At 70.4% G+C, this 21,507-nt stretch carries 19 protein-coding genes; 6 read left to right on the forward strand and 13 right to left on the reverse strand.

Features of this window, described 5'->3' with window-relative positions:
• Position 1 precedes the first annotated feature (1 nt).
• Positions 2-745, forward strand: coding sequence for a 2,3-diphosphoglycerate-dependent phosphoglycerate mutase (gene gpmA, locus ASC76_RS09925; RefSeq protein ID WP_056465133.1), 744 nt, complete (start codon positions 2-4; stop codon positions 743-745).
• 7 nt (positions 746-752) lie between these two features.
• Here gpmA and ASC76_RS09930 read toward each other — a convergent pair whose 3' ends face one another.
• The 6 genes from ASC76_RS09930 to ASC76_RS09955 are packed head-to-tail and all read right to left on the reverse strand — an operon-like array spanning position 753 to position 5,253.
• Positions 753-1,496 carry a 1-acyl-sn-glycerol-3-phosphate acyltransferase gene (locus tag ASC76_RS09930; protein ID WP_056465134.1) on the reverse strand — a complete coding sequence of 248 codons (744 nt, stop codon included), beginning with the start codon at positions 1,494-1,496 and terminating at the stop codon, positions 753-755.
• Positions 1,493-2,794 carry a dihydroorotase gene (locus ASC76_RS09935; protein ID WP_056465135.1) on the reverse strand — a complete coding sequence of 434 codons (1,302 nt, stop codon included), beginning with the start codon at positions 2,792-2,794 and terminating at the stop codon, positions 1,493-1,495. Before ASC76_RS09935 ends, ASC76_RS09930 begins: the two co-directional genes overlap by 4 nt.
• The gene (locus tag ASC76_RS09940) at positions 2,791-3,753 is read right to left on the reverse strand and encodes an aspartate carbamoyltransferase catalytic subunit (RefSeq protein ID WP_056465136.1); all 963 of its coding nucleotides are present in this window, start codon (positions 3,751-3,753) and stop codon (positions 2,791-2,793) included. The genes ASC76_RS09935 and ASC76_RS09940 overlap by 4 nt, the downstream gene beginning before the upstream one ends.
• The gene (gene pyrR, locus ASC76_RS09945) at positions 3,753-4,256 is read right to left on the reverse strand and encodes a bifunctional pyr operon transcriptional regulator/uracil phosphoribosyltransferase PyrR (protein ID WP_056465137.1); all 504 of its coding nucleotides are present in this window, start codon (positions 4,254-4,256) and stop codon (positions 3,753-3,755) included. Before pyrR ends, ASC76_RS09940 begins: the two co-directional genes overlap by 1 nt.
• Complete coding sequence (gene ruvX, locus ASC76_RS09950) at positions 4,253-4,651, reverse strand: Holliday junction resolvase RuvX (protein WP_082549170.1); 399 nt, start codon at positions 4,649-4,651, stop codon at positions 4,253-4,255. Before ruvX ends, pyrR begins: the two co-directional genes overlap by 4 nt.
• Positions 4,652-4,668: 17 nt before the next feature.
• The gene (locus ASC76_RS09955) at positions 4,669-5,253 is read right to left on the reverse strand and encodes a YqgE/AlgH family protein (protein WP_056465138.1); all 585 of its coding nucleotides are present in this window, start codon (positions 5,251-5,253) and stop codon (positions 4,669-4,671) included.
• A 43-nt stretch (positions 5,254-5,296) separates the two neighbouring features.
• Here ASC76_RS09955 and ASC76_RS09960 point away from each other — a divergent pair, with 43 nt between their 5' ends.
• Both ASC76_RS09960 and ASC76_RS24415 read left to right on the forward strand, forming a co-directional pair.
• Positions 5,297-6,757: a deoxyribodipyrimidine photo-lyase gene (locus tag ASC76_RS09960; protein WP_056465139.1), complete on the forward strand. Its 1,461-nt coding sequence runs from the start codon at positions 5,297-5,299 to the stop codon at positions 6,755-6,757.
• A 99-nt stretch (positions 6,758-6,856) separates the two neighbouring features.
• Complete coding sequence (locus tag ASC76_RS24415) at positions 6,857-7,474, forward strand: LexA family transcriptional regulator (RefSeq protein ID WP_082548965.1); 618 nt, start codon at positions 6,857-6,859, stop codon at positions 7,472-7,474.
• Between the two features lie 73 nt (positions 7,475-7,547).
• On the opposite strand, the gene ASC76_RS09970 is transcribed toward ASC76_RS24415, so the two are convergent.
• The 6 genes from ASC76_RS09970 to ASC76_RS09995 all read right to left on the reverse strand — a co-directional run bounded on the left by ASC76_RS09970 (position 7,548) and on the right by ASC76_RS09995 (position 17,892).
• A complete protein-coding gene (locus tag ASC76_RS09970; RefSeq protein WP_056465140.1) occupies positions 7,548-13,889 on the reverse strand; it encodes an Hpt domain-containing protein in 6,342 nt (2,113 codons plus the stop codon).
• A 40-nt stretch (positions 13,890-13,929) separates the two neighbouring features.
• Complete coding sequence (locus tag ASC76_RS09975) at positions 13,930-16,263, reverse strand: methyl-accepting chemotaxis protein (protein WP_056465141.1); 2,334 nt, start codon at positions 16,261-16,263, stop codon at positions 13,930-13,932.
• Positions 16,264-16,308: 45 nt separating this feature from the next.
• Entirely contained in the window at positions 16,309-16,830 is a 522-nt protein-coding gene (locus tag ASC76_RS09980; RefSeq protein WP_056465142.1) for a chemotaxis protein CheW, read from the reverse strand.
• Positions 16,831-16,844: 14 nt separating this feature from the next.
• Positions 16,845-17,210 carry a PleD family two-component system response regulator gene (locus tag ASC76_RS09985; RefSeq protein ID WP_056465143.1) on the reverse strand — a complete coding sequence of 122 codons (366 nt, stop codon included), beginning with the start codon at positions 17,208-17,210 and terminating at the stop codon, positions 16,845-16,847.
• A gap of 12 nt (positions 17,211-17,222) precedes the next feature.
• Positions 17,223-17,621, reverse strand: coding sequence for a PleD family two-component system response regulator (locus ASC76_RS09990; protein WP_056465144.1), 399 nt, complete (start codon positions 17,619-17,621; stop codon positions 17,223-17,225).
• Between the two features lie 97 nt (positions 17,622-17,718).
• The gene (locus tag ASC76_RS09995) at positions 17,719-17,892 is read right to left on the reverse strand and encodes a rubredoxin (RefSeq protein ID WP_056465145.1); all 174 of its coding nucleotides are present in this window, start codon (positions 17,890-17,892) and stop codon (positions 17,719-17,721) included.
• A 190-nt stretch (positions 17,893-18,082) separates the two neighbouring features.
• Here ASC76_RS09995 and ASC76_RS10000 point away from each other — a divergent pair, with 190 nt between their 5' ends.
• Genes ASC76_RS10000 through ASC76_RS10010 form a run of 3 tightly spaced genes read left to right on the forward strand, consistent with a single transcriptional unit; the run spans position 18,083 to position 21,034 of the window.
• Positions 18,083-19,033 (forward strand): bifunctional hydroxymethylpyrimidine kinase/phosphomethylpyrimidine kinase, encoded by a 951-nt coding sequence (locus tag ASC76_RS10000; RefSeq protein WP_056465146.1) that lies wholly within the window; start codon positions 18,083-18,085, stop codon positions 19,031-19,033.
• 4 nt (positions 19,034-19,037) lie between these two features.
• A complete protein-coding gene (hemL, locus tag ASC76_RS10005; RefSeq protein ID WP_082548967.1) occupies positions 19,038-20,339 on the forward strand; it encodes a glutamate-1-semialdehyde 2,1-aminomutase in 1,302 nt (433 codons plus the stop codon).
• Positions 20,340-20,344: 5 nt separating this feature from the next.
• On the forward strand, positions 20,345-21,034 hold the full coding sequence (locus tag ASC76_RS10010) for an HAD family phosphatase (RefSeq protein ID WP_235580401.1): 690 nt from the start codon (positions 20,345-20,347) through the stop codon (positions 21,032-21,034).
• Here the strand turns inward: ASC76_RS10010 and ASC76_RS10015 are convergent.
• Positions 21,031-21,498, reverse strand: a complete 468-nt coding sequence (locus ASC76_RS10015; RefSeq protein ID WP_056465148.1) for a DUF6152 family protein — start codon at positions 21,496-21,498, stop codon at positions 21,031-21,033. The two genes, ASC76_RS10010 and ASC76_RS10015, sit on opposite strands and share 4 nt — an antisense overlap.
• Positions 21,499-21,507: the final 9 nt, after the last annotated feature.

Below are 21,507 nucleotides of genomic sequence, written 5' to 3' on the forward strand. Positions count from 1 at the left end.
CATGCACAAGCTCGTCCTGATCCGCCACGGCGAATCGACCTGGAACCTCGAGAACCGCTTCACCGGCTGGACCGATGTGGACCTGACGCCGCTGGGCGTGCAACAGGCCCAGCAGGCCGGCCGCCTGCTCAAGGCCGAGGGCTACGAGTTCGACATCGCCTACACCTCGGTGCTCAAGCGCGCGATCTGGACGCTGTGGCACACGCTCGACCAGATGGACCGCACCTGGCTGCCGGTGCGCAACGACTGGCGCCTGAACGAGCGCCACTACGGCGCGTTGCAGGGCCTGAACAAGGCCGAGACCGCAAAGAAGTTCGGCGACGACCAGGTGCTCATCTGGCGCCGCAGCTACGACACGCCGCCGCCCGCGCTCGAGGCCAGCGATCCGCGCAGCGAAGTCAGCGACCTGCGCTACGCCGGCCTGGCCAAGGGCCAGGTGCCGCTGACCGAATGCCTGAAGGACACGGTGGCCCGCGTGCTGCCGTTCTGGAACGACACGATCGCGCCGGGCCTGCGCGCCAACCAGCGCATCGTGATCGCCGCGCACGGCAACAGCATCCGCGCGCTGGTGAAATACCTCGATGGCATTTCCGACGCCGACATCGTCGGCCTGAACATCCCGAACGGCATCCCGCTCGTCTACGAGCTCGATGCGGATCTGAAGCCGATCAAGAGCTACTACCTCGGCGACGCGGAAGCCGCCGCCAAGGCCGCGGCGGCGGTCGCGAACCAGGGCAAGGGCTGACGACGGTTCAGTCGGCGCCCTGAAGCCTCGTCTCGATGTCGTCGCGCAGCGTCTGCGCGAGGGCCCGGCGGTCCGCGTGCGTGCACGCCCGCGCCGGCAGCAGCGTGACATGCGCGATCAGCCCGTCGGCGCAGGCCACACGCCACAGGCTCTCGACCAGCGTCGTCGCACCGACGAACTCGACCGCGGGGCTGATCCGCGAGCACGCGTCCGAGAAGCGCAGCGCGACCGGCTGCACCGGCGTGTCGGTCGAGATCGCCGCCTGCAGGATGTTGGCGTGGAACGGCAGCAGGCTGCGGCCGTCCGAGGTCGTGCCTTCGGGGAAGACCGCGACCGTCTGCCGCTCGCTCAGCGCCTGAGCCACCAGGTGCACGACCCGCAGCGCATCGCGCTTGCGCTCGCGCTGGAGGTACAGCGTATCGGCCGCATCGGCCAGGCGCGACAGCAGCGGCCAGGACTGGATGTCCGCCTTCGAGACGAAGCGCGCTTGCGGCACCACGGCGTGCAGCGCGGTGATGTCGAGCCAGGACACATGGTTGGCCACCAGCAGCGCGCCGCCCGGCCGTGCCACGCCCTCGACCTGCAGGCCGATGCCCATCACACGCAGCATCTTGGCCGACCACCAGCGGATGCGGTCGTGGCGCTGCCCGGCATCGAGCGTGCCGAAACGCACCACCACGACACCCAGGCCGTGCAGCGCGTGCAGCACGCAACGCAGCAGCCGCCAGGCCGCGCGCAGGCCGACGGTCATTCGGTCGTCGCGTCGTAGGCCAGGTTGCCGGCGACCAGCGTGAAACGCACGCGCCCCGGCAGCTCGTAGCCCGCGAACGGCGTGTGCTTGCCCTGGCTCCGCAGCGTTCCGGGCGTGACCTGCCAACGCGGGTCGAACCCGAAGATGCAGACGTCGGCGACGCCGCCTTCGACCAGTCGACCCGCGCTCGCAGCCAGCGAGCCCAGCGCATCACCGATCACGGCGACCGGCGCCGCGGTCACCGCCGCGAGCGTGCGCAGCAGCGGTACGCCGTCATCCTCGCCCCACTTGAGCGCGAGCGCCAGCAGCAATTCGAGGCCTGTCGCGCCCGGTTCGGCCTCCGCGAAGGGCAGGTTCTTCATGTCGGCGTCGACGGGGGTGTGGTCGCTCACCAGCGCGTCGATCGTGCCGTCGGCCAGCGCCGCGCGGAGCGCCGTGCGGTCGCGCTGCTGGCGCAGCGGCGGCGTCAGGCGCATCGCGGCGTCGAAGTAGCCGATGTCGAGGTCGGTCAGGTGCAGCGAGTTGATGCTCACGTCGCAGGTCACCGGCAGGCCCTCGGCCTTGGCACGGCGCACCAGCTCGATGCCGGCGGCGCTGGACAGGCGGCACAGGTGGACGCGCGCACCGGTGTCGCGCACCAGCTCGAAGATCGTCGCCAGCGCGATCGTCTCGGCGATCACCGGGACGCCGGCCAGGCCCATGCGGGTGGCCAGCGCGCCCTTGGCCGCGACGCCGTTGCCCAGCCACGCGTCGTTCGGCCGCAGCCAGGTCGTGTAGCCGAAGGTCGCCGCGTATTGCAGCGCACGGTGCAGCACCAGTGTGTCGCGCAGGCCGACCTCGGCCTGCGAGAAGCCGACGCAGCCGGCGTCGGTCAGCTCGGCCATCGCGGTCAGCACCTCGCCCTTCAACCCGCGGGTCAGGGCGCCAAGCGGGTACAGGTGCGCCAGGTTCAGGTTGTGCGCGCGGAACTTGAGCATCTGCACCAGACCCGGCTCGTCGAGCACCGGCTGGGTGTCCGGCGGGCAGACCAGGCTGGTGACGCCGCCGGCGACCGCCGCAGCCATCTCCGACTCGAGCATGCCCTCGTGCTCGTGGCCCGGCTCGCGCAGCCGCGCGGCCAGGTCGACGAGGCCGGGCGCGACCATCAGACCGGTCGCGTCGATCGTGCGGTCCGGTTCGAACTCGCTGCTGACGCTGCCGAACGCGACGATGCGCCCGGCCGCGATCGCAAGGTCGCCGACCGCATCGTGGCCGGATGCCGGGTCGACGAGGCGACCGCCTTTCACGAGGATCTTCATGCGTTGTTTCCGGCAATGATCGACATGACCGCCATCCGCACCGCAATGCCGAAGGTCACCTGCGGCAGGATCACGCTCTGCACGCCGTCGGCGACATCGGAATCGATCTCGACGCCGCGATTGATCGGCCCGGGGTGCATCACGATGGCGTCCGGCTTGGCGAGCGCCAGGCGCGCCGGGGTCAGGCCGTAGCTCTTGAAGAACTCGGCGGCGCTGGGCAGCATCGCGCCGCTCATGCGTTCGTTCTGCAGGCGCAGCATGATGATCACGTCGGCACCGCGGATGCCCTCGGCCATGTCGTGGCAGACGCGCACGCCCATCTCCTTCAGGTCGCCCGGCACCAGCGTCTTCGGGCCGACCGCGCGGATCTCGGGCACGCCGAGCGTGGTCAGCGCGTGGATGTCGGAGCGGGCGACGCGCGAGTGCACGATGTCGCCGACGATCGCCACGGTGAGCTGGGTGAAGTCGTGCTTGTAGTGGCGGATCGTGTACATGTCGAGCAGCCCCTGCGTCGGGTGCTGATGCCGGCCGTCGCCGGCATTGACGACGTGCACGTGCGGGGCGCAGTGCTGGGCGATCAGGTACGGCGCCCCGCTCTCGCTGTGGCGCACGACGAACATGTCGGCGTGCATCGCAGACAGGTTGGCGATCGTGTCGAGCAGGCTCTCGCCCTTGGCGGCGCTGGAGCGCGCGATGTCGAGGTTGATCACGTCGGCGCTGAGGCGCTTGGCCGCGATCTCGAAGGTGGTGCGGGTGCGCGTGCTGTTCTCGAAGAACAGGTTGAACACGCTCTTGCCGCGCAGCAGCGGCACCTTCTTTACCTCGCGGTCGTTGACGCTCAGGAACGTACCGGCGGTGTCCAGGATGTGGTGCAGCACCGGCCGCGGCAGGCCCTCGATCGAGAGCAGGTGGATCAGCTCGCCGTGCGCGTTGAGTTGCGGGTTGCGTCGACTGAGCATCACAGGCCTTCCTTGATGTCGAAGCTGAAGCGGCCGGCCTCGTCCTTCGTGAGCGACAGCTTGTGGCCCTTCGGCAGCGTGATGCGCGCTGCCGACACCGCCGCGGCGATCGGCAGCTCGCGTCCGCCGCGGTCGACCAGCACCGCCAGGGTCACGCTCGCCGGCCGGCCGAAGTCGTACAGCTCGTTGATGACCGCGCGGATCGTCCGGCCGGTGTAGAGCACGTCGTCGACCAGCAGGATCGGCTTCCCGTTCACGTCGAACGGCAGCTTGGTGTGGTCGGCGCCGGCGGTCAGGCCGCGCGAGCCGAAATCGTCGCGGTGCAGCGCGCTGGAGATCACGCCGTGCTCGCCGGGGCGGTCCAGGTCCCGCTGCAGCCGCTCGGCCAGCCAGGCACCGCCGGACCAGATGCCGACCAGCAGGGTGTCGGGCTGCAACAGCGGGCGCACGCCGGCCAGCAGGTCGGCGTACAGCGCTTCGGCATCGAGGTTCAGGCTGCTCATGGCAAGGCACTCAGGAACTGGTTCAGGATGATCGCGGCGGAGGCCGCGTCGAGGTCGCGCGCGCCGTCGCTGGCGGCCTCGGTCGTGGTGTAGCGCTCGTCCACCTCGTGCACCGGCAGCTTGAAGCGACCGTGCAGCTGGCGGGCGAAGCGCCGCGCGCGCCCGGTATTGTCGTGCGGCGCGCCGTCGGGGTGGAACGGCACGCCGACCACCAGCGCACTGGGCTGCCACTCGTCGATCAAGCGCCCGATCGCCGCGAAGCGCGCATCGCCCTCGGCCGCGATCGTGCGCAGCGGCTGCGCGCTGCGGGTCAGGGTGTTGCCGGTGGCGACGCCGACACGCCGGGTGCCGAAATCGAAAGCGAGATAGGAAAGGACGGGCGTGGCGGGTGGCATCGTGCTCGCCGAGCCCATCACGCGTGCCCCGCCTCCCCGCTCAGCATGTTCGCGTCGATGCCCAGCAGCGACAGCGCCTTGTCGTAGCGCTGCTCGACCGGCGTGTCGAAGATGATGGCCGGCTCGGCGCCGACGTTGATCCAGCTGTTGCGGCTCATCTCGTCCTCGAGCTGCCCGGCGCCCCAGCCGCTGTAGCCGAGCGTCACCAGGATCTTCTTCGGGCCCGCGCCGTTGGAAAGCGCCTCCAGCACGTCCTTGCTGGTCGTCATCTCGAGGCCGCCGGCGATCTGCAGCGACGAGTTGTAGTGGCCACCCTCGCCCTCGCTGCCGCCCAGCCGCTCGTGCAGCACGAAGCCGCGCTCGGTCTGCACCGGGCCGCCGAAGTAGACCGGCACCTCGGCCAGGTCCTCGCGGTCGAGCGAGAGGTCGACCTTCTCGAACAAATTCTTGAGCTTGATGTCGATCGGCTTGTTGATCACCAGCCCGAGCGCACCTTTCTCGGTGTGCTCGCACATGTAGATCACCGTGCCGGCGAACGTGCCCTCGTGTGCGGGCATCGCGATCAGGAACTGGTTGGTGAAGTCGACCGGTGCGCGTGCCATGGGCGAATTTTAGACCGCCCGGCCCTTCAGGCAGACTCGCGCGATGCCAAGCCCCTTGAAGCGAGCCCTGGTCTGGTTCCGGCGCGACCTGCGCGCCCACGACCACGCCGCGCTGTACCACGCGCTGCGCGAGGCCGAGCAGGTGTGGTGCCTGTTCGTCTTCGACACCGCGATCCTCGACCCGCTGCCGCGCGCCGACCGCCGGGTCGAGTTCATCCACGACAGCGTCGTCGCGCTCGACGAGTCCCTGGGCGCGCTCGGCGGGCGCCTGCTGGTGCGCCAGGGGCCGGCGCTCGCCGAAGTCGTGCGGCTGGCCGGCGAGCTCGGCGTGCAGGCGGTCTACGCCAACCACGACGACGAGCCCGACGCGCTGCGGCGCGACGCGGCGGTCAAGGCCGCGCTGGTTAAGGCCGGCGTCGCGCTGCACACCGGCAAGGATCACGTCGTATTCGAACGCAGCGAGGTCTTGACGCAGTCCGGCTCGCCGTACACCGTGTTCACGCCGTACAAGAACGCGTGGCTGAAGCGGCTCGAGCCGTTCTTCGTCAAGTCCTACCCGGTCGAGCGCCACGCCGCGCGGCTCGCCGCACCACCGCGCGGGGTGTCGACGGCGCTGCCGTCGCTCGAGACGCTCGGCTTCGCGCACACCAACCTGCACGATCTGGCGATTCCGACCGGCACGGCGGGGGGCCGCGCATTGCTCGCCGACTTCCTGACCCGCATCGACGACTACGGCGAGGCGCGCGACTTCCCGGCCGTCAAGGGACCGAGCTACCTGTCCGTGCACCTGCGCTTCGGCACCGTGTCCATCCGCGAACTGGCCGCGGCGGCCTGCGCGCGCATCGAGCAGCAGCCGGCCGGCGGCGCCGCGATCTGGCTGTCCGAGCTGATCTGGCGCGACTTCTACCACCAGATCCTGCACCACCACCCGCGCGTCGTCGGCGCCAGCTTCAAGCCCGAGTACGAACGCATCCGCTGGGCCGATGGACCGGAGGCCGACGCGCTCTTCGCCGCCTGGTGCGAGGGCCGCACCGGCTACCCGCTGGTCGACGCCGCGATGGCGCAGATCAACCGCACCGGCTACATGCACAACCGGTTGCGCATGATCGTCGCGAGCTTCCTGAGCAAGGATTTGGGCCTGGACTGGCGCCGCGGCGAGGCCTATTTCGCGCTGAAGCTGAACGACTTCGACCTGGCGGCCAACAATGGCGGCTGGCAATGGGCGGCGTCGACCGGATGCGACGCGCAACCCTACTTCCGCATCTTCAACCCGATCACGCAGAGCAAGCGATTCGATCCGCGCGGCCAGTTCATCCGCCGCTACCTGCCGCAACTGGCGGCGCTGCCCGACGCGCTGATCCATGCGCCCTGGCTCGCGCGCCCGGCCGATCTGCAAGCCGCGGGGATCTCGCTCGGCCGCGACTACCCGCTGCCGGTGGTCGACCACGAGAAGGCCCGCGCGCAGACGCTCGGGCGGTATGGCATCGTGAAGACCGAGCGCTGACCGACCCCTGAAGGCATCAGGGGGAACGGCAGAAGCACTGGCAAGAATCGCTAGCGACGAGTATTTTTCTATCTGTCGGGCACCGTAGGCTCGCCGGCAGTGAGCATCCATCGACTTATCCGCGAAGGCCGGCAGCGCCTGGGCTTGAGCGAACAACAATTCGCCGATGCGGTCGGCGTCACGCGTGGCGCCGTGCAGCAGTGGGAGAAGTCCGGCGGCACCGCGCCGAAGCGGACCAACCAGCCGCGCGTGGCCGAACTGTTGGGCGTGTCGATCGCCGAACTCGTCTCGGGCGGCTCGAACGTCGGCCAGACCTTCGCGGTCCGTGGCGAGGTGCCGCTCGTGTCCGAAGTCGAAGCCGGCAACTACACGGTCATCGACAACTTCAAGCTGACCCCCTACTACGACACCGTGCCGGTGTCCGTGCCGGTGAAGCGCCACACCTACGCATTGCGGGTCCACGGCGACAGCATGGCCAGCCACTCGGGCGATTCGTTCCCGGACGGCTCGATCGTGATTGTCGAGCCCGAAATGACGGCCCAGGCCGGCGATTACGTGATCGCGCTCAACACGGAGAACCAGACCACGTTCAAGCAACTGGTGCGCGATGGCGGCGAATACTTCCTGAAGCCGCTGAACCCGCGCTATCCGATCAAGCCGCTGGGCAGCGCCCGCATCATCGGGGTCATCCGCGAGTTCACGAAGCGGTTTCGTTGATCGACGTTCGGACGAGTGGCGCGAATAGATTGGTGCCGGACGATAGTTCTGCTATCGCCTCGACGGGCCACCTTCAAACCGGTGCCGCGACGCGATTGCGTGTGTAGCGCGCGATCAACGCCAGCAGGTCTTCTTCCGAATACGGCTTGCCGAGGTAGTGGTCGACGCCCAACTCGGCCGCGTAATCGCGATGTTTCTGCGCGATCCGCGAGGTGATCATGATCACCGGCAGGTCACGCAGACGGGCATCGGCCCGCATGTTGCGCACCAGGTCGAAGCCGTCCATGCGCGGCATCTCGATGTCCGACAGCACGATCTGCGGCACGTTCTCGGCCAGGCGTTCGAGCGCGTCCAGCCCGTCCTTGGCGAGCACGACGCGATAACCCTCGCGCAGCAGCAGGCGCTGCGTCACGCGGCGCACGGTCAGCGAATCGTCCACCACCATCACCAGCGGCGCCTCGGCCACGGCGGCTGGCGCGTCGGCCGCGGGCACGGCGTCGTGCGGCTGCGGCGCCTGCATCGCGGCGCGCGTCGCCTCGCGGGCGACCTCGCCATACAGCGTGGCCAGCGCGACCGGGTTGTAGATCAGCGCGACCGCGCCCGACGCCAGCAGCGTGATGCCAGCCAGGCCCGGCAGCCGCGACAGCTGCGGCCCCAGGTTCTTGACCACGACTTCCTGGTTGCCCAGCACTTCGTCGACGTGCAGCGCGATGCGCTGCTGGGCGCTGCGGATGATCACGACCGGACGGGTGCGCGCTTCGCTGTCGCCCGGACGCGCGCTGATCTGCAGCAGCGCGCCGAGCCAGAAGAACGGCAGCGGCCGCTCCGCGGTCGCGAACGAGCCGCTGGCATAGGCGGCGTCGACCTCGGCCGGCGTTGCGCGGCGCACCAGTTCGACCAGCGTCGACGGCACCGCGACGTGGGTGTCGCCGCAGCGCAGCATCACGACCTGCGTGACGGCCGTCGTCAGCGGCAGGATCATCTTGAACGAGGTGCCCTGGCCGGCCGCGGTCGCGGTCTCGATCCGGCCGCCCATCGCGTTGACCTCGGCACGCACCACGTCCATGCCGACGCCGCGGCCCGACAGCTCGGTCACCGTGTCGGCGGTCGAGAAGCCCGGCGCGAAGATCAGGTTGGCCAGCTCGGCGTCAGTCGGTTCGGCGTTCGGATCGAGCAGGCCGAGCGCGCGCCCCTTCTCGCGAATGCGCGGCAGGTGCAGGCCCGCGCCGTCGTCGCGGAACTCGACCCCGACTTCGTTGCCCTCCTGCGAGAGCGCGACGATGATCGTGCCGCTCGGGTCCTTGCCAGCCGCCTTGCGCACCTCGGGCGTCTCGATGCCGTGGCCGACGCTGTTGCGCAGCAGGTGCTCGAACGACCCGGTCATGCGGTCGAGCACGCCGCGGTCGACCTCGACGCGGCCGCCGACGATGTCCAGCCGCACCGACTTGCCGGTCTCCTTCGCGGCCTGGCGCACGACGCGGTACAGACGGTCCGACAGACCCTCGAACTCGACCATGCGGGTGCGCAGCAGGTCGTCCTGCAGCTCGCGCGTCATGCGGGCCTGGGCGACCAGCTCGTCCTCCGTCACCTCGAGCGAGCGCTGCAGGGTGCGCTGGACCGTCGCGACGTCGTTGACCGATTCGGCCATCATCCGCGTCAGCTCCTGGAAGCGGGTGAAACGGTCGAACTCGAGCGGATCGAACGACTGTGCCGCCGCCTTCGCGGCCTCGAGCCGCGAGCTCATCTGCACTTCGCCGTGGAACTCGATGTCGCGCAACTGCGCGCGCAGGCGTTCCAGGTTCTCGGTCAGGTCGGCCAGCGAGGTCTTGATCTGCGCCACCCCGGTCTCGATCCGCGAGCGCGTGATGCTGACCTCGCCGGCCTGGTTCACCAGCCGGTCGAGCAGCGGCGCGCGCACCCGGACCGCCGACTGCGCGATCAGCGCCCGCTCGGGCGCCTGGCGCTGCGCCGGCTCGGTCAGCGGGAAACGCGACCAGTCGATCTCGGCCAACGGCACCGGAGCGCCCCGCGGCGCGGTGTCGACGGCGGCCGGTTCCGACGCCTGCACGTCGGCCTCGGGCTCGACCGCGCGCGGTTCCTCGAGTGCGCTCGCCTCGGCCTGCGCCAGCTCCTGCGCCAGCGGCAACGGCTCGGCAGGCGGCAACGGCACCGGTTCGTCGAAGCCGCTGCCGGCGACGTCGATCTCCGACAGCGGGCCGAAGGCCGAGCTCGGCGCGGCGACGGGCAACGGGGCCCAACCCGATTCGTAGGTCGGCGGCGGCGCCACTTCGAGCAGCACCGCGAGTTCCGAGACCGGCGCTTCCGCAGGCGGCGGCGCGACATCCGCCGCGCGCTCGATCCCCTCGGGCGCGGCCCCGCCGGCGCGCAGCGCGTCGAAGGTCTGGGCGAGCGTGTCGCCGTAGGCCTGCAGCGATTCGACGTCCTCGAGCTGCACCGCGGGCTGCGCGAGCACGCGCTCGATGCGCGTCTCCAGGTGGTGCGCCATCTCGCCCAGGCGCATCGCGCCGGCCAGGCGCGCCCCACCCTTCAGCGTGTGCAGCGTGCGCATGCATGCGGCGGGGTGGGCCAGGTCGGCGGGCTTGCGGGTCCAGTCGCGCAGCCGGCTCGCCAGCTGCGGCAGCAGTTCCTCGGCCTCTTCCGCGAAGATCGGGAACAGCTCGTCGTCGATCGCATCCACCGCGTCGATCGTGTCGTCGCTGTCGACCAGCGCGCTCATCGACGCGCGGTGCGGCGCCTCGGTCGGCAGCTCGCCCAGCGGCTTGAGCTCGGCGACGCCGAAGGTCTCGAACCGCCCGAACACCGAATCGGAGGTCGGCGCGTTGGCAGGATCGGCCGGTTCGGCCGGCGCGGCGTGGGCCACCGGCGCGGGCGGCTCGGCGGGCACGCTGTCGTCTTCGACCTGCGCCTCGGCCGCGGCGGCCGATTCCTCCAGGCGGCGTGCCGAACTCAGCTCATGGGCCGCGAGCCGTGCCACGAGCTCGGGCGACGGCTCCTTCAGGAAGCCGGCGGCGAACTGGTGCAGCAGGCGACGGATCTCGTCGGACACGTCGACGAACAGCCGCGCCTCTTCGGGCGTGCCGTGGCCGATCGCGTGCGAGCGGGCCTGCGCATGCTCCAGCGAGCGCGCGAGCTGGGACAGGTCGGTGAAGCCGACCGTCGCCGAGCTGCCGGCCAGCGAATGGGCGAGCGCCACCGGCGTCTCGCCGATCGGGCGGTGCAGTTCCATCGCCCATTCGGCCAGCTCCGTGCCGAGCCGGCGCGAGAGTTCGTCGGCTTCGTTCAGGTAGATGTTGAACAGCGGGATGCCGATGCGCAGCGGGCCGACGACCTTGACCTGCTCGTCCTCCAGGTCGGCGCGAACGGAGGGCTCGGGTTCGGGCGCCGCTGCCAGGGCGGCCGGCTCCGGCTCCGGTTCCGGCGCAGGGGCCGGCGCGTCGAGCGCGAGGTCGAGGTCGACGCCGGAGCGGGTCAACGGCTCCACGAGCGGCGGCGTCTCGAGCGGCCCGAAGTCGAGCTCCAGGTCCATCAGCTCGGGCGCGAATTCGTCGGTGGCTTCGACGGTCTCGGGCAGCGGCAGCGGCTCGGTCGGCTCGGCGTCGAACGGGTGGTGCAACGCGTCGGCGGTCAGGTCGAGCGGCGCCGAACGGCTCGGCTCGGGGTCGGCCGGTGGCACGGCCGGCACGGCGGGTGGCGCGGTCTCGAACGCGCCCAGATCCAGTTCGAAGCTCAGGTCGGGCATCGACAGGTCCGGTGCCGGTGCCGGCGCCGGGGGCGGGGACAAGTCGAGGTCGGCCGCGCTCGGCAGGCCGTCGAGCAGGTCGAGCGGCGCGTGCAGGGACTGCGATTCGAGCACGTCCGGCGGCGCCTCGTTCAGCAGCCGGGCCGACTCGATCACCGCGGCGCTGTGGTGCAGGCCGCTGCGGCCCTGGGTGATGTCGTCGATCCAGCCGGCGAGATAGTCGAGGCTCCAGTCGGTGAACGCGAGCAGCGGCGACGGGGCGGCCGCCTGGCTGGCCAGGTGGGCGTTGTAGACCTGTTCGCAGGCCCAGGCCGCCTCGCCGAAGTCCTTCAGCCCGACCATGCGCGAGCTGCCCTTGAGGGTGTGGAAGGCGCGGCGCAGGGTCGTGCTCAGACCCAGGTCTTCCGGCGCCTCGACGAGGCCGGCGCTGGCCTCGCGGGCCGCGGTCAACACCTCATTGGCCTCCTCGAGGAAGACCTCGCGCATCTCGTTGTCCTGCGCCAGCTGGGCGCTGCCGGTGGACAGGCCGAAGTCGAGTCGCATCGGCTCGCTGACGCGGCCGCGGTCGGCCGCCACCTCGGGCGCGAGCCCGACCGGGTCGGACGCGGTCGCGACGAAGTCGACCAGCGCCTCCGACAGCTCGTCGCGCGCGGCCGCCACGCCGGCCGGGTCGTCGCTGCGCTCGAACGCCTGCTGGGCCCTGGCCACGGTGGCCGCGAGCGCCGGCTGGTCGGCCGCATTCGCCTCGTGCGAGAGGCGCTCGAGATCGCGCGTGACCTCTTCGAGCGGCACGTCCTGGCGGACCGAGCTGAACGCCAGCAATTGCGCCTGCTCGATCAGCCGCTGTTCGACCGGCGGCGCCGACTGCGGGCCGCGCGCGGCGGCCGGCGCGTGCACCTCGGCGTCGCGGCCCATCACCGGGCCGAGCACGTCGGTCTGCGCGTCGTAGCGGAACAGCGACTTCGCCATCTGCGGCTGCACGCTGAGCATGTCGATCAGGAAGCCGAGCGCACCGAGGTTGCCGGCCAGGCGATCGAACAGCGCCGTCTGCGCGGCGGGGTCGGCGGTGGCCTCGCTCGAGGCCAGCGTGTCGATCTCGTCGCGCATGCGCAGCAGCGCAGCCGACGCGTGGTCCATGCCGAGCACCGACAGCACGCCGCGCATCGCGGCAAGCTGGTTCGGCACCGGGATCAGCACCTGGCGCTGGTCGGGCGCGCGGAAGTACTGGTCGATCGCCTTCTCCGCCTCGGACAGGCTGGCGCGCAGCTCCTGCACCACGCTGCCCATGGTCTGGCGGTCGGAGACGCGGCGGTACAGCTCCTCCATCCAGCCTTCGAGCGGCTCGGGCGCCTGGCCTTGGCGCACGGCGGCGAGGCGGTCCGCGAGGCGCTGCACGCGCTGCGCCTGCTCGGGGTGGTCGAAGTCGACATCGTCGAGCGCCGCCTCCACGTACAGCAGGCTGGTCGCGACCTCCATCGCCAGCGGGGCCGCGGGCGGGCCGTTGCTCTGCTGGGTCTGCGCAACCGCATGCTGGAGTTCGGCCGCGAAGAGGTCGCCGAGCGGGAAGAGCCGCTTCAGCGACTCGCCGACCAGCGCGAACTGCTCGGACAGCCCGGTCATGCGGTGCATCTCGCCGCCGGCGACGCCGGACCAGGCGTCCTTCGCCGCGACGACGCGCTTCTTGGCCTGCGCGAGCACGGCCGGGTCGAAGCGGCCGAGCACGCTCAGCGCGTAATCGGTCGGCACGTGATGGACCAGACCGTAGGCCAGGCGCACGGCGGCCAGGCGCGGTGCGTGGCGGCCGTCGCCGGGCGACGCGCTCTGGGCGCAGAAGAAGAGCAGGTCCTGCGCCAGGCGCTCGGACACCTCGCCATCGCCGCGCGCGATGATGCGGAACTGCGCGAGCAGCCGGGAGGCGACCCGCTTGCTGAACACGTCGAAGCCGAGCAGCCCGTGGGCCTGCGCCTCGAACACGGCCGCGGCCAGTTTCCACAGCGTCGCGATGTGGCTATGCGTCGCGCCGGCGCCCAGGCCGGCACTGATCTCGCTCATGCGGGCAGCATTCGGCGCCGGGTCGGTGGCGCGCATCAGGGGCAGCAGCTGCGCTTCGATCAGGGCCTGCGTGGCCGCGTCGTGCGGCAGCGCGACGATCGACGGGTCGTCGGGCAGGTCGCGCCATTGCCAGTCGACCGACCACAGGTCGGCCGGGTGCACGCGGTCGGCACCGGCGGCCTCCTGGACCGCACGGTACTGCGGGAACAGCGACAGCGTCGAGACCGGCTTGCCGGCCAGCAGCCGGCTCAGGTAATCGAGCAGCGCGAACGACGCGCGTTCGATGTCGTCGACGACGACCGCGCTGAGCTTGTGCGGCTTGGCGACGAAGCGCTGCACCAGCGCCTCGCTGGCGCGCAGCACCAGGGCCGCGGCCGGCTGGCCGACGAGCTCGAGCGCGCCGACGCCCTGGTGGATCTGCGAGCGCGCATGGCGCAGCACCGCCGGGTCGACCGCGTCGAGGTCGGAGCTGGCGAGCGCGTCGGTCTCCTTGACGAAGCGGCGCAGCGACTTGTGCGCCGCGTCCAGCGACCGGCGCAGCTCCTCGTGGACCCAGGCCAGGGCACTCAGGTCATCGCTGCGCGTGTCGGTCGTCGAGGTCATCGTGTCGCTCTTGATGGAGGTGTGCAGGCTTCGACCGGGATCACTCGATCTTGAACCGTGCCACCGACTGTTTCAGTTCCTCGGCGGTGCGGGACAGCTCGCGCACCATCTGCGCGGTCGAACGCGTGCCTTCGCCGGTCTGCTCGGTCACCGCGAAGATGTGCTGGATGTTCGCCGCCACCACGTTGGCCGACTGCGCTTCGCTGAGCGCCTGGTTCGAGATCGCCGCGATCAGTTCGGACAGCTGGCGCGAGACCCGGTCGATCTCGCCGAGCGCGGTGCCGGCCGCATCGGTCAGGCGCGTGCCTTCGACCACGCCCTGGGTGCTGCGCTCCATCGCGCCGACCGCATCCTGCGTGTCGGTCTGAATCGTCTTGACCAGCGCTGCGATCTGGCGCGTCGCGTCGCCGGAGCGTTCCGCAAGGCGCTGCACCTCCTCGGCCACGACCGAGAAGCCGCGACCCGCCTCGCCGGCGGAGGCCGCCTGGATCGCCGCGTTCAGCGCCAGCACGTTGGTCTGCTCGGTGATGTCCGAGATCAGTTCGGTGATCTCGCCGATCTCCTGCGACGATTCGCCCAGGCGCTTGATCCGCTTCGAGGTTTCCTGAATCTGGTCGCGGATCGAGTTCATGCCGCCGATCGTGTTCTGCACCGCGCGCAGGCCCGATTCGGCCGCCTCGAGCGACTGCCGCGCGACCGCAGCGGTCTCCTGCGCCTGGCCGGACACGTCGTTGATTCGGCCCGCCATCTGCAGCACCGATTCGCCGGTGTCGCGGATCTCGCGCAGCTGCTCCGAAGACGCCGCCAGCAGCTCGGTCGAGGTGGCCTCGACCTGCTGGGTCGTGTCGGTCACGCGGCCGACCGTGCCCTGCACCTGCGAGACCAGCGTGCGCAGTTCTTCCACGGTGTAGTTCACCGAATCGGCGATCGCGCCGGTGATGTCCTCGGTCACGGTCGCCTGCTGGGTCAGGTCGCCTTCGGCGACCGCCTGCAGCTCGTTCATCAAGCGCAGAATCGCCGCCTGATTGGCGTCGTTGACGCGCTTGGCTTCCTGCTGCTCGCGTTCGGCCGCGTGGCGCTGGCCCTCGGACGCGGCCGCGCGTTCCGCCTGGCCGCTGACGTACAGCCGCAGCAGCCCGGCGCCACCGAGCAACAGCAGGATCGCCGACAGCAGCAAGAGCACCAGGCTCAGGCCGCCGAAGCCGGTTTCGCGACCCAGGCGCTCCTGCACCACTTCCAGGCCTTTGCGCAGCGGTTCGCTGTCGGCCACGATGCTGGCCTGCGCCTCGCGCGCGGACACCAGGCCCTGCAGGTTGCCGAGGATCGCGCTGGCCTGGGTGCGGGTCAGTTCGTACTGCTTCATCAGCGCGGCCAGGCGCTCCTTGGTCTGCGCGTCCTTGGTGGCCGGCAGGCGCAGTTCGGCGTTGCCGTCGATCAGGCCCTGCCCCAGCTCGCGGAACGAGTTCAGGTCCTTGCCGAGCAGGAACACCGCTTCGGGGCTCACGCCCTCCATCGTCAGGAATTCGTTGGCCGACTTGCCGATGCGCTGCGTCAGCATCACCAGCTGGCCGACCGCCGACAGCTCGGCCGGCGAGGCATCCTGCTGCAGCTTCAGCGACGACACGGTCTCGGCGCTCTCGAGCAGGTCGGACGACTGGCGGTTGATCGCGCGCAGCGCCTGACCGACCTGGGTCAGCACCTTCTGCTGGTCGAGCACGGTCTTGGCGCTCTTCTCGGCCTTGTCGATCAGCGGCAGCAGCGGTTCGATCGCGTCCTGGACGCCGGCCGGCGCGGCGGCGATCGCGCCGTCGCCGGTGCGCAGTGCGCGCACGTTGCGCACCAGCACGTCGGCGCTGTCCTTCACTTCGGGGAACGCGGCCGAGCTGCCGATCAACGCCTGCGAGACCGACTTGGCCAGCCGCTGCGACTGCATCAGCGCCTGCCCGCTGGCCGCAACCTGCGCCGAGCCCCGGTTCGCGGCGAGCAGCGACAGCACCGTCATCAGGATCAGCCCGACCAGGCCGAGGCCGGCCAGCCCAAAAAGGATGCGCTGCTGCTCGGCGACCGGCCGGCGGCCGATCAGCGGCATGCCGGTGCCGGCGGCGGGGGCGGCGTCACCGTCCTGCAGCCGGGTCTCGACGAAATCGGGCATCTCGGACGGTGCGGCGGCCGAGATGATCGACGTGTCAGGCTCGCCCGCGGGCTGGGACGGCACGCCGTACGCGAGGCCGGAATCGGGCGCGGCGCCCGCGCCGGCCGCCGCCAGTCGCGCACCCTGCGGCGTCAGCGTGTCGCCGAACGGGGCCGCCTGCGCGCGCGTCGTCGCGACCTCGTCCTTCGGACCTCGTCCCGTGATCTTGTCTAGGAAGCTCATGTCGCCCTCTCGCGTCTCTTGTTCCGGTCCGAGCGCCCGCGACGCTCAGCCCACGATCTTCAGGAATGCCTCATCGCCCACCAGCGCCGCCAGGTTCAGCTCCTGCCAGAGCCGGCCGTTCGCATCGCGCAGCACCGCGCCGGCGAACGCCGGTCGCGCGACCGCGTCGTCCTGCGGCTCGGGAGTCAGTTCGTCGTCGCTGCGCAGGCCGGACAACTTGTCCACCATCAGCACGCAGTTGATGTCCAGCGCCGCGTTGAAGCCGACCAGCCGCGACTGCTCGCGTCCGGCCTCGTGCGTCTTGACGCCGAGGAAGCCGGCCAGGTCGACCACGCCGTGCAGGTGCCCGCGCAGGTTCGCGACCCCCAGAAACCAGCGGTGGCTGTACGGCACCGGCAGGATGGGCGTGAGCGCGAAGATTTCGCCGGCCTCACGCAGCGGCAGCAGGAAGCCGCGCCCGCTGCATTCGATCGCCAGCCAGGACTGGCCGCGCACCTGCGTGCGTGCCGCCTGCAAGCGCTCGGCCAGCCGGGCCTGGAGATCGCGGAGGGCTTGCTTGTTGGCCATTCAGCGGCTGCGTGTCAATCGAACGCGTGGATCTTGGCCACGAGTTCCTCGGCGTTGACCGGCTTGACGATGTAGTCCCGTGCGCCCTGGCGCATGCCCCAGACCTTGTCGGTCTCCTGGTTCTTGCTCGTGCACATGATCACCGGCACACCGGTGAAGCGCGGGTCGCGGGTGATCGCGCGGGTGAGCTGGAAGCCGTTCTGGCCGGGCATCACCACGTCCATCAGGATCAGGTCGGGCTTTTCTTCGCCGAGGCGGCGCATCGCCTCCTCGCCGTTCTCGGCGGTGCGAACCGCGTAGCCGCGCTTGACCAGCAGGTCGGTCAGGTAGTGCAGTTCCGTCTTCGAGTCATCCACCAGCAGGATCTTCTGAATCGTCATGTTCTGTCCTCGTCAGCCCGGGCGCCGGTGCTGCTCGACCGCTTGCAGGAGCTGGTCTTTGGTGAAGGGTTTGGTGAGATAGGCCTCGGAGCCAACCATGCGCCCGCGCGCCTTGTCGAACAGCCCGTCCTTGGACGACAGCATGATCACCGGCACGGTCGCGAACTTGGCGTTGCGCTTGATGATCGCGCAGGTCTGGTACCCGTCGAGGCGCGGCATCAGGATGTCGCAGAAGATCAGGTCGGGATCGTGGTCGTTGACCTTGGCCAGCGCGTCGAAGCCGTCTTCGGCCAGCAGCACGCTGTAGCCGCCCTGCTTCAGGAAGATTTCCGCGCTGCGTCGGATGGTGTTGCTGTCATCGATGACCAGCACCGTGACGCCGGGGGGATCGGCGGGGCCCTGATTGCTCAACAAGCATTCTCCTCAACGACGCGATCGGCTCGGCGAAAGGATGTCCGCCGCGGGCCCGCAGAGCGGTCTTATCGGCGGCGATGTCCGGACCTGAAGCTCAGATCTGGACCATCTCGAAATCTTCCTTGCGGGCGCCGCATTCGGGGCAGGTCCAGTTCATCGGCACGGCTTCCCAACGGGTGCCTGGAGCGATGTCATGCTCGGGATCGCCGGCCGCCTCGTCGTAGATCCAGCCGCAGATGAGGCACATCCAGGTTTTGGGTTCGGTCACTTTGTTCGCTCGGCCTGACGGGGCGATTCGCTTCACTACAATGCAGCCAGATTGTAGCCATCGCCATTGCCAGAAATTCAAGTGTTTGTAGGCACATACGCAACATACCTCACGTTCGTCTAGAGGTTCGGCCACGGTCAGTTACGACTTGTTTCGCCGCCCTCCTTCCCAACGCGCTCGGGCCCCTTCGATGACCGCTGACTCCCCCCTCCCCGAGACCCCCGCCGACGTCGAAACCGAGCAGGCTGCCCCCGCCTGCGTGATGAGCTTCAACGCCAGCGACCCGAGCGGTGCGGGCGGCATGGCCGGCGACGTCGCGACGATCGCGGCCATGGGCGCGCATGCCCTGCCGGTCGTCACCGGCATCGTGATGCGCGACACCCACGAGGTCTTCGACCACCACCCGATCGACGCCGACGTGGTCGCCGAGCAGGCCCGCAGCATCCTCGAGGACGTGACGATCGCCGCCTGGAAGGTCGGCTTCCTCGGCTCGACCGAGGGCGTCAGCACCGTCGCCGAGATCCTGTCCGACTACCCGGACGTGCCGCTGGTCGCCTACATGCCCAACCTGTCGTGGATCGAGGAGGACGAGCAGCAGAGCTACCTCGACGCCTTCCGCGAGCTGGTGCTGCCGCAGACCGAGGTGCTGGTCGGCAGCCACCAGACGCTGACCGACTTCCTGCTTCCGGAGTGGGACAACGAACGCCCGGCGTCGCCGCGCGAGCTGGCCGTCGCCGCCGCCGAACACGGCACCCGCTACGTGCTGGTCACCAGCGTGCCGCTGCCCGACCAGTACATGGACAACGTGCTCGCCTCCGCGCAGGGCGCGATCACCGGCGAGAAGTTCGAGCGCTTCGAGGTCGCGTTCGTCGGCGCCGGCGACACGCTCGCCGCGGCGCTCGCGGCGCTGCTGGCCTCGGGCGCGGAACTGACCGCCGCGGTCGGCGAGGCGCTCGCGTTCCTCGACCAGGCGCTGGACGCAGGCTTCCGCCCCGGCATGGGCAACGTGATCCCCGACCGCTTCTTCTGGGCGCTGCCGCCCGGCGAGGACGACGAGGAAGCGGACGACGCCGCGCCTGCCGCCGACGATGCCGCGCCCGACGACGACACCCCGCCGAAGACCTCTCGCCATGTCCACTGACCGGATGAACACGCCCACCAACGCCGCGCTGTTCGAGCGCGCCCAGAAAGTCATCCCCGGCGGCGTCAATTCGCCGGTGCGCGCCTTCCGTGCCGTCGGCGGCACGCCGCGTTTCATCGCGCGCGCGCAGGGGCCGTACATCTTCGATGCCGAAGGCACCCGCTACATCGACTACATCGGCTCCTGGGGTCCGATGATCCTCGGCCACGGCCACCCGGCGGTGCTCGAGGCGGTGCAGAAGGCCGCCGTCGACGGCTTCTCGTTCGGCGCGCCGACCGAGCGCGAAGTCGAGCTGGCCGAGGAAATCCTGAGCCTGGTGCCGAGCATGGACCAGGTGCGGCTCGTCAGCTCCGGCACCGAGGCGGCGATGAGCGCGCTGCGGCTCGCGCGCGGCGCCACCGGGCGCAGCAAGATCATCAAGTTCGAGGGCTGCTACCACGGCCATGCCGACGCGCTGCTGGTCAAGGCCGGCTCGGGCCTGGCGACCTTCGGCCACCCGACCAGCGCGGGCGTGCCGGCCGAGGTGGTGCAGCACACGCTGGTGCTCGAATACAACAACGTCGCGCAGATCGAGGAGGCGTTCGCGCTCCACGGCGACGGCATCGCCTGCGTGATGATCGAGCCGATCGCCGGCAACATGAACTTCGTCCGCGCCAGCGTGCCCTTCATCAAGCGCCTGCGCGAGCTGTGCACGCAGCACGGCGCGATGCTGGTGTTCGACGAGGTGATGACCGGCTTCCGCGTCGCGCTCGGCAGCGCGCAATCGATCTACGCGAAGGCGATCCCCGGCTTCGAGCCGGACATCAGCGTGTTCGGCAAGGTCATCGGCGGCGGCATGCCGCTGGCCGCATTCGGCGCCAAGCGCGCGGTGATGCAGCAGCTCGCGCCGCTCGGGCCGGTCTACCAGGCCGGCACGCTGTCGGGCAACCCGATCGCGACGGCCTGCGGGCTGGCCACCTTGCGCGAGATTCGGAAGCCCGGCTACTTCGATGCGCTCTCGGCCAGCACGCGCAGCGTGCTCGACGGCCTGCTCGCCAGCGCCCGCGAGGCCGGCGTGCCGATGGTCGGCGATTGCGAAGGCGGCATGTTCGGCTTCTTCTTCGCGAGCGAACTGCCGACGACCTACGCGGCCGTCATGGCGACCGACAAGGAATTCTTCAACCGCTTCTTCCACGCGATGCTGGACCGCGGCGTGTACTTCGCGCCGGCGATGTACGAGGCCGGCTTTGTCAGCAGCGCGCACACGCCCGACGACCTGCGCGCCACCGCCGCCGCCGCGCTCGACGCCTTCCGCGCGTTGCGCTGACGCGGGTGGGTGGCACCACCGCCGCGTACGCCGCGGCCGTGTTCGACATGGACGGCCTGCTGCTCGACTCCGAGCGGCCGGTGCGCGACGCCTGGATGCAGGTGGCCGCCGACGCCGGCGTCGCGCTGACGCCGGCCGCCTACCTCGACCTGATCGGCCGAAACCACCGCGACAGCACGCTGCGGCTGCGCGCGATCTTTGGCGACGACGCGCTGCTGGCCGATGCGCGCCGGCGCGTCGAGCGGTTGCTGGCGGAGCGGTTCGGCGAGCGGCCGTTCGACGTCAAGCCCGGCGCGCGGCGATTGCTGCAGGCATTGCGCGACGCACGCATCCCGCGCGCCGTCGCGTCGTCCACGCACCGTGCGGAGATCGAGCGCCGGCTCGCGCGCGCCGATCTGCTCGACTTCTTCCAGGCCGTCTGCGGCGGCGACGAGGTCACCCACGGCAAGCCGGCGCCAGACATCTACCTGCTCGCCGTCACGCGGCTCGGCGTGGCCGCGCCGACGACGCTCGCGTTCGAGGACTCGGGCCACGGCGCGCTGGCCGCGATCGCCGCCGGGCTCGGCGTCGTCGTCGTGCCGGACCTCAAGCCGCCCGAGCCGGCGTGGCAGTCGCGCAGCGTCGCGGTGCTCGATTCGCTGGAGGCCGCCGCCGCGTACAGCGCGGCGTGGTTCGGGATCGAGGTCGCCGGCTAGGCCGGCGACGAGCGCAAGCCGTAGACCTTGCCGCCGGCGAACAGGTACTCGGCGCGCACGACCGCGTCGCCCTTCTCGCCGACCATCGTGAAGCCGAGCACAGAGACCGACTCGCCGACCTTGATCTCGGGCACCTTCCAGGACTCCATGCGGGTCAGCGGCGCGAGTTCGATCTCCCAGCGCTTGTCGCGCCGGGTCGGCAGCACCGCGCGCTTGAGCAGGCCGGGTCCGTCGACCGCGGCCGATTGCGGTGGCACCGCGCGTTGCGCCAGATCTGCAGGCAATTTCAGATCGGCGGGCAGCTCGATCTCGAGCTCGGCATGCGGATTGCGCCAGGCGACCTTCATGACCTTGCCTTCGAGCCAGATCGGGCGGTCCTGGTCGAAGCTGCTCCAGCCGTGATGCGCGAAGGCGCGTGGGGCCAGCGCGAGCGCGCCGAGGCCGAGAACGATGCGTCGTTGCATGGTGAGGTG

Origin of the sequence: Rhizobacter sp. Root404 (assembly GCF_001425865.1) — a bacterium.
Classification (GTDB): domain Bacteria; phylum Pseudomonadota; class Gammaproteobacteria; order Burkholderiales; family Burkholderiaceae_C; genus LMDS01.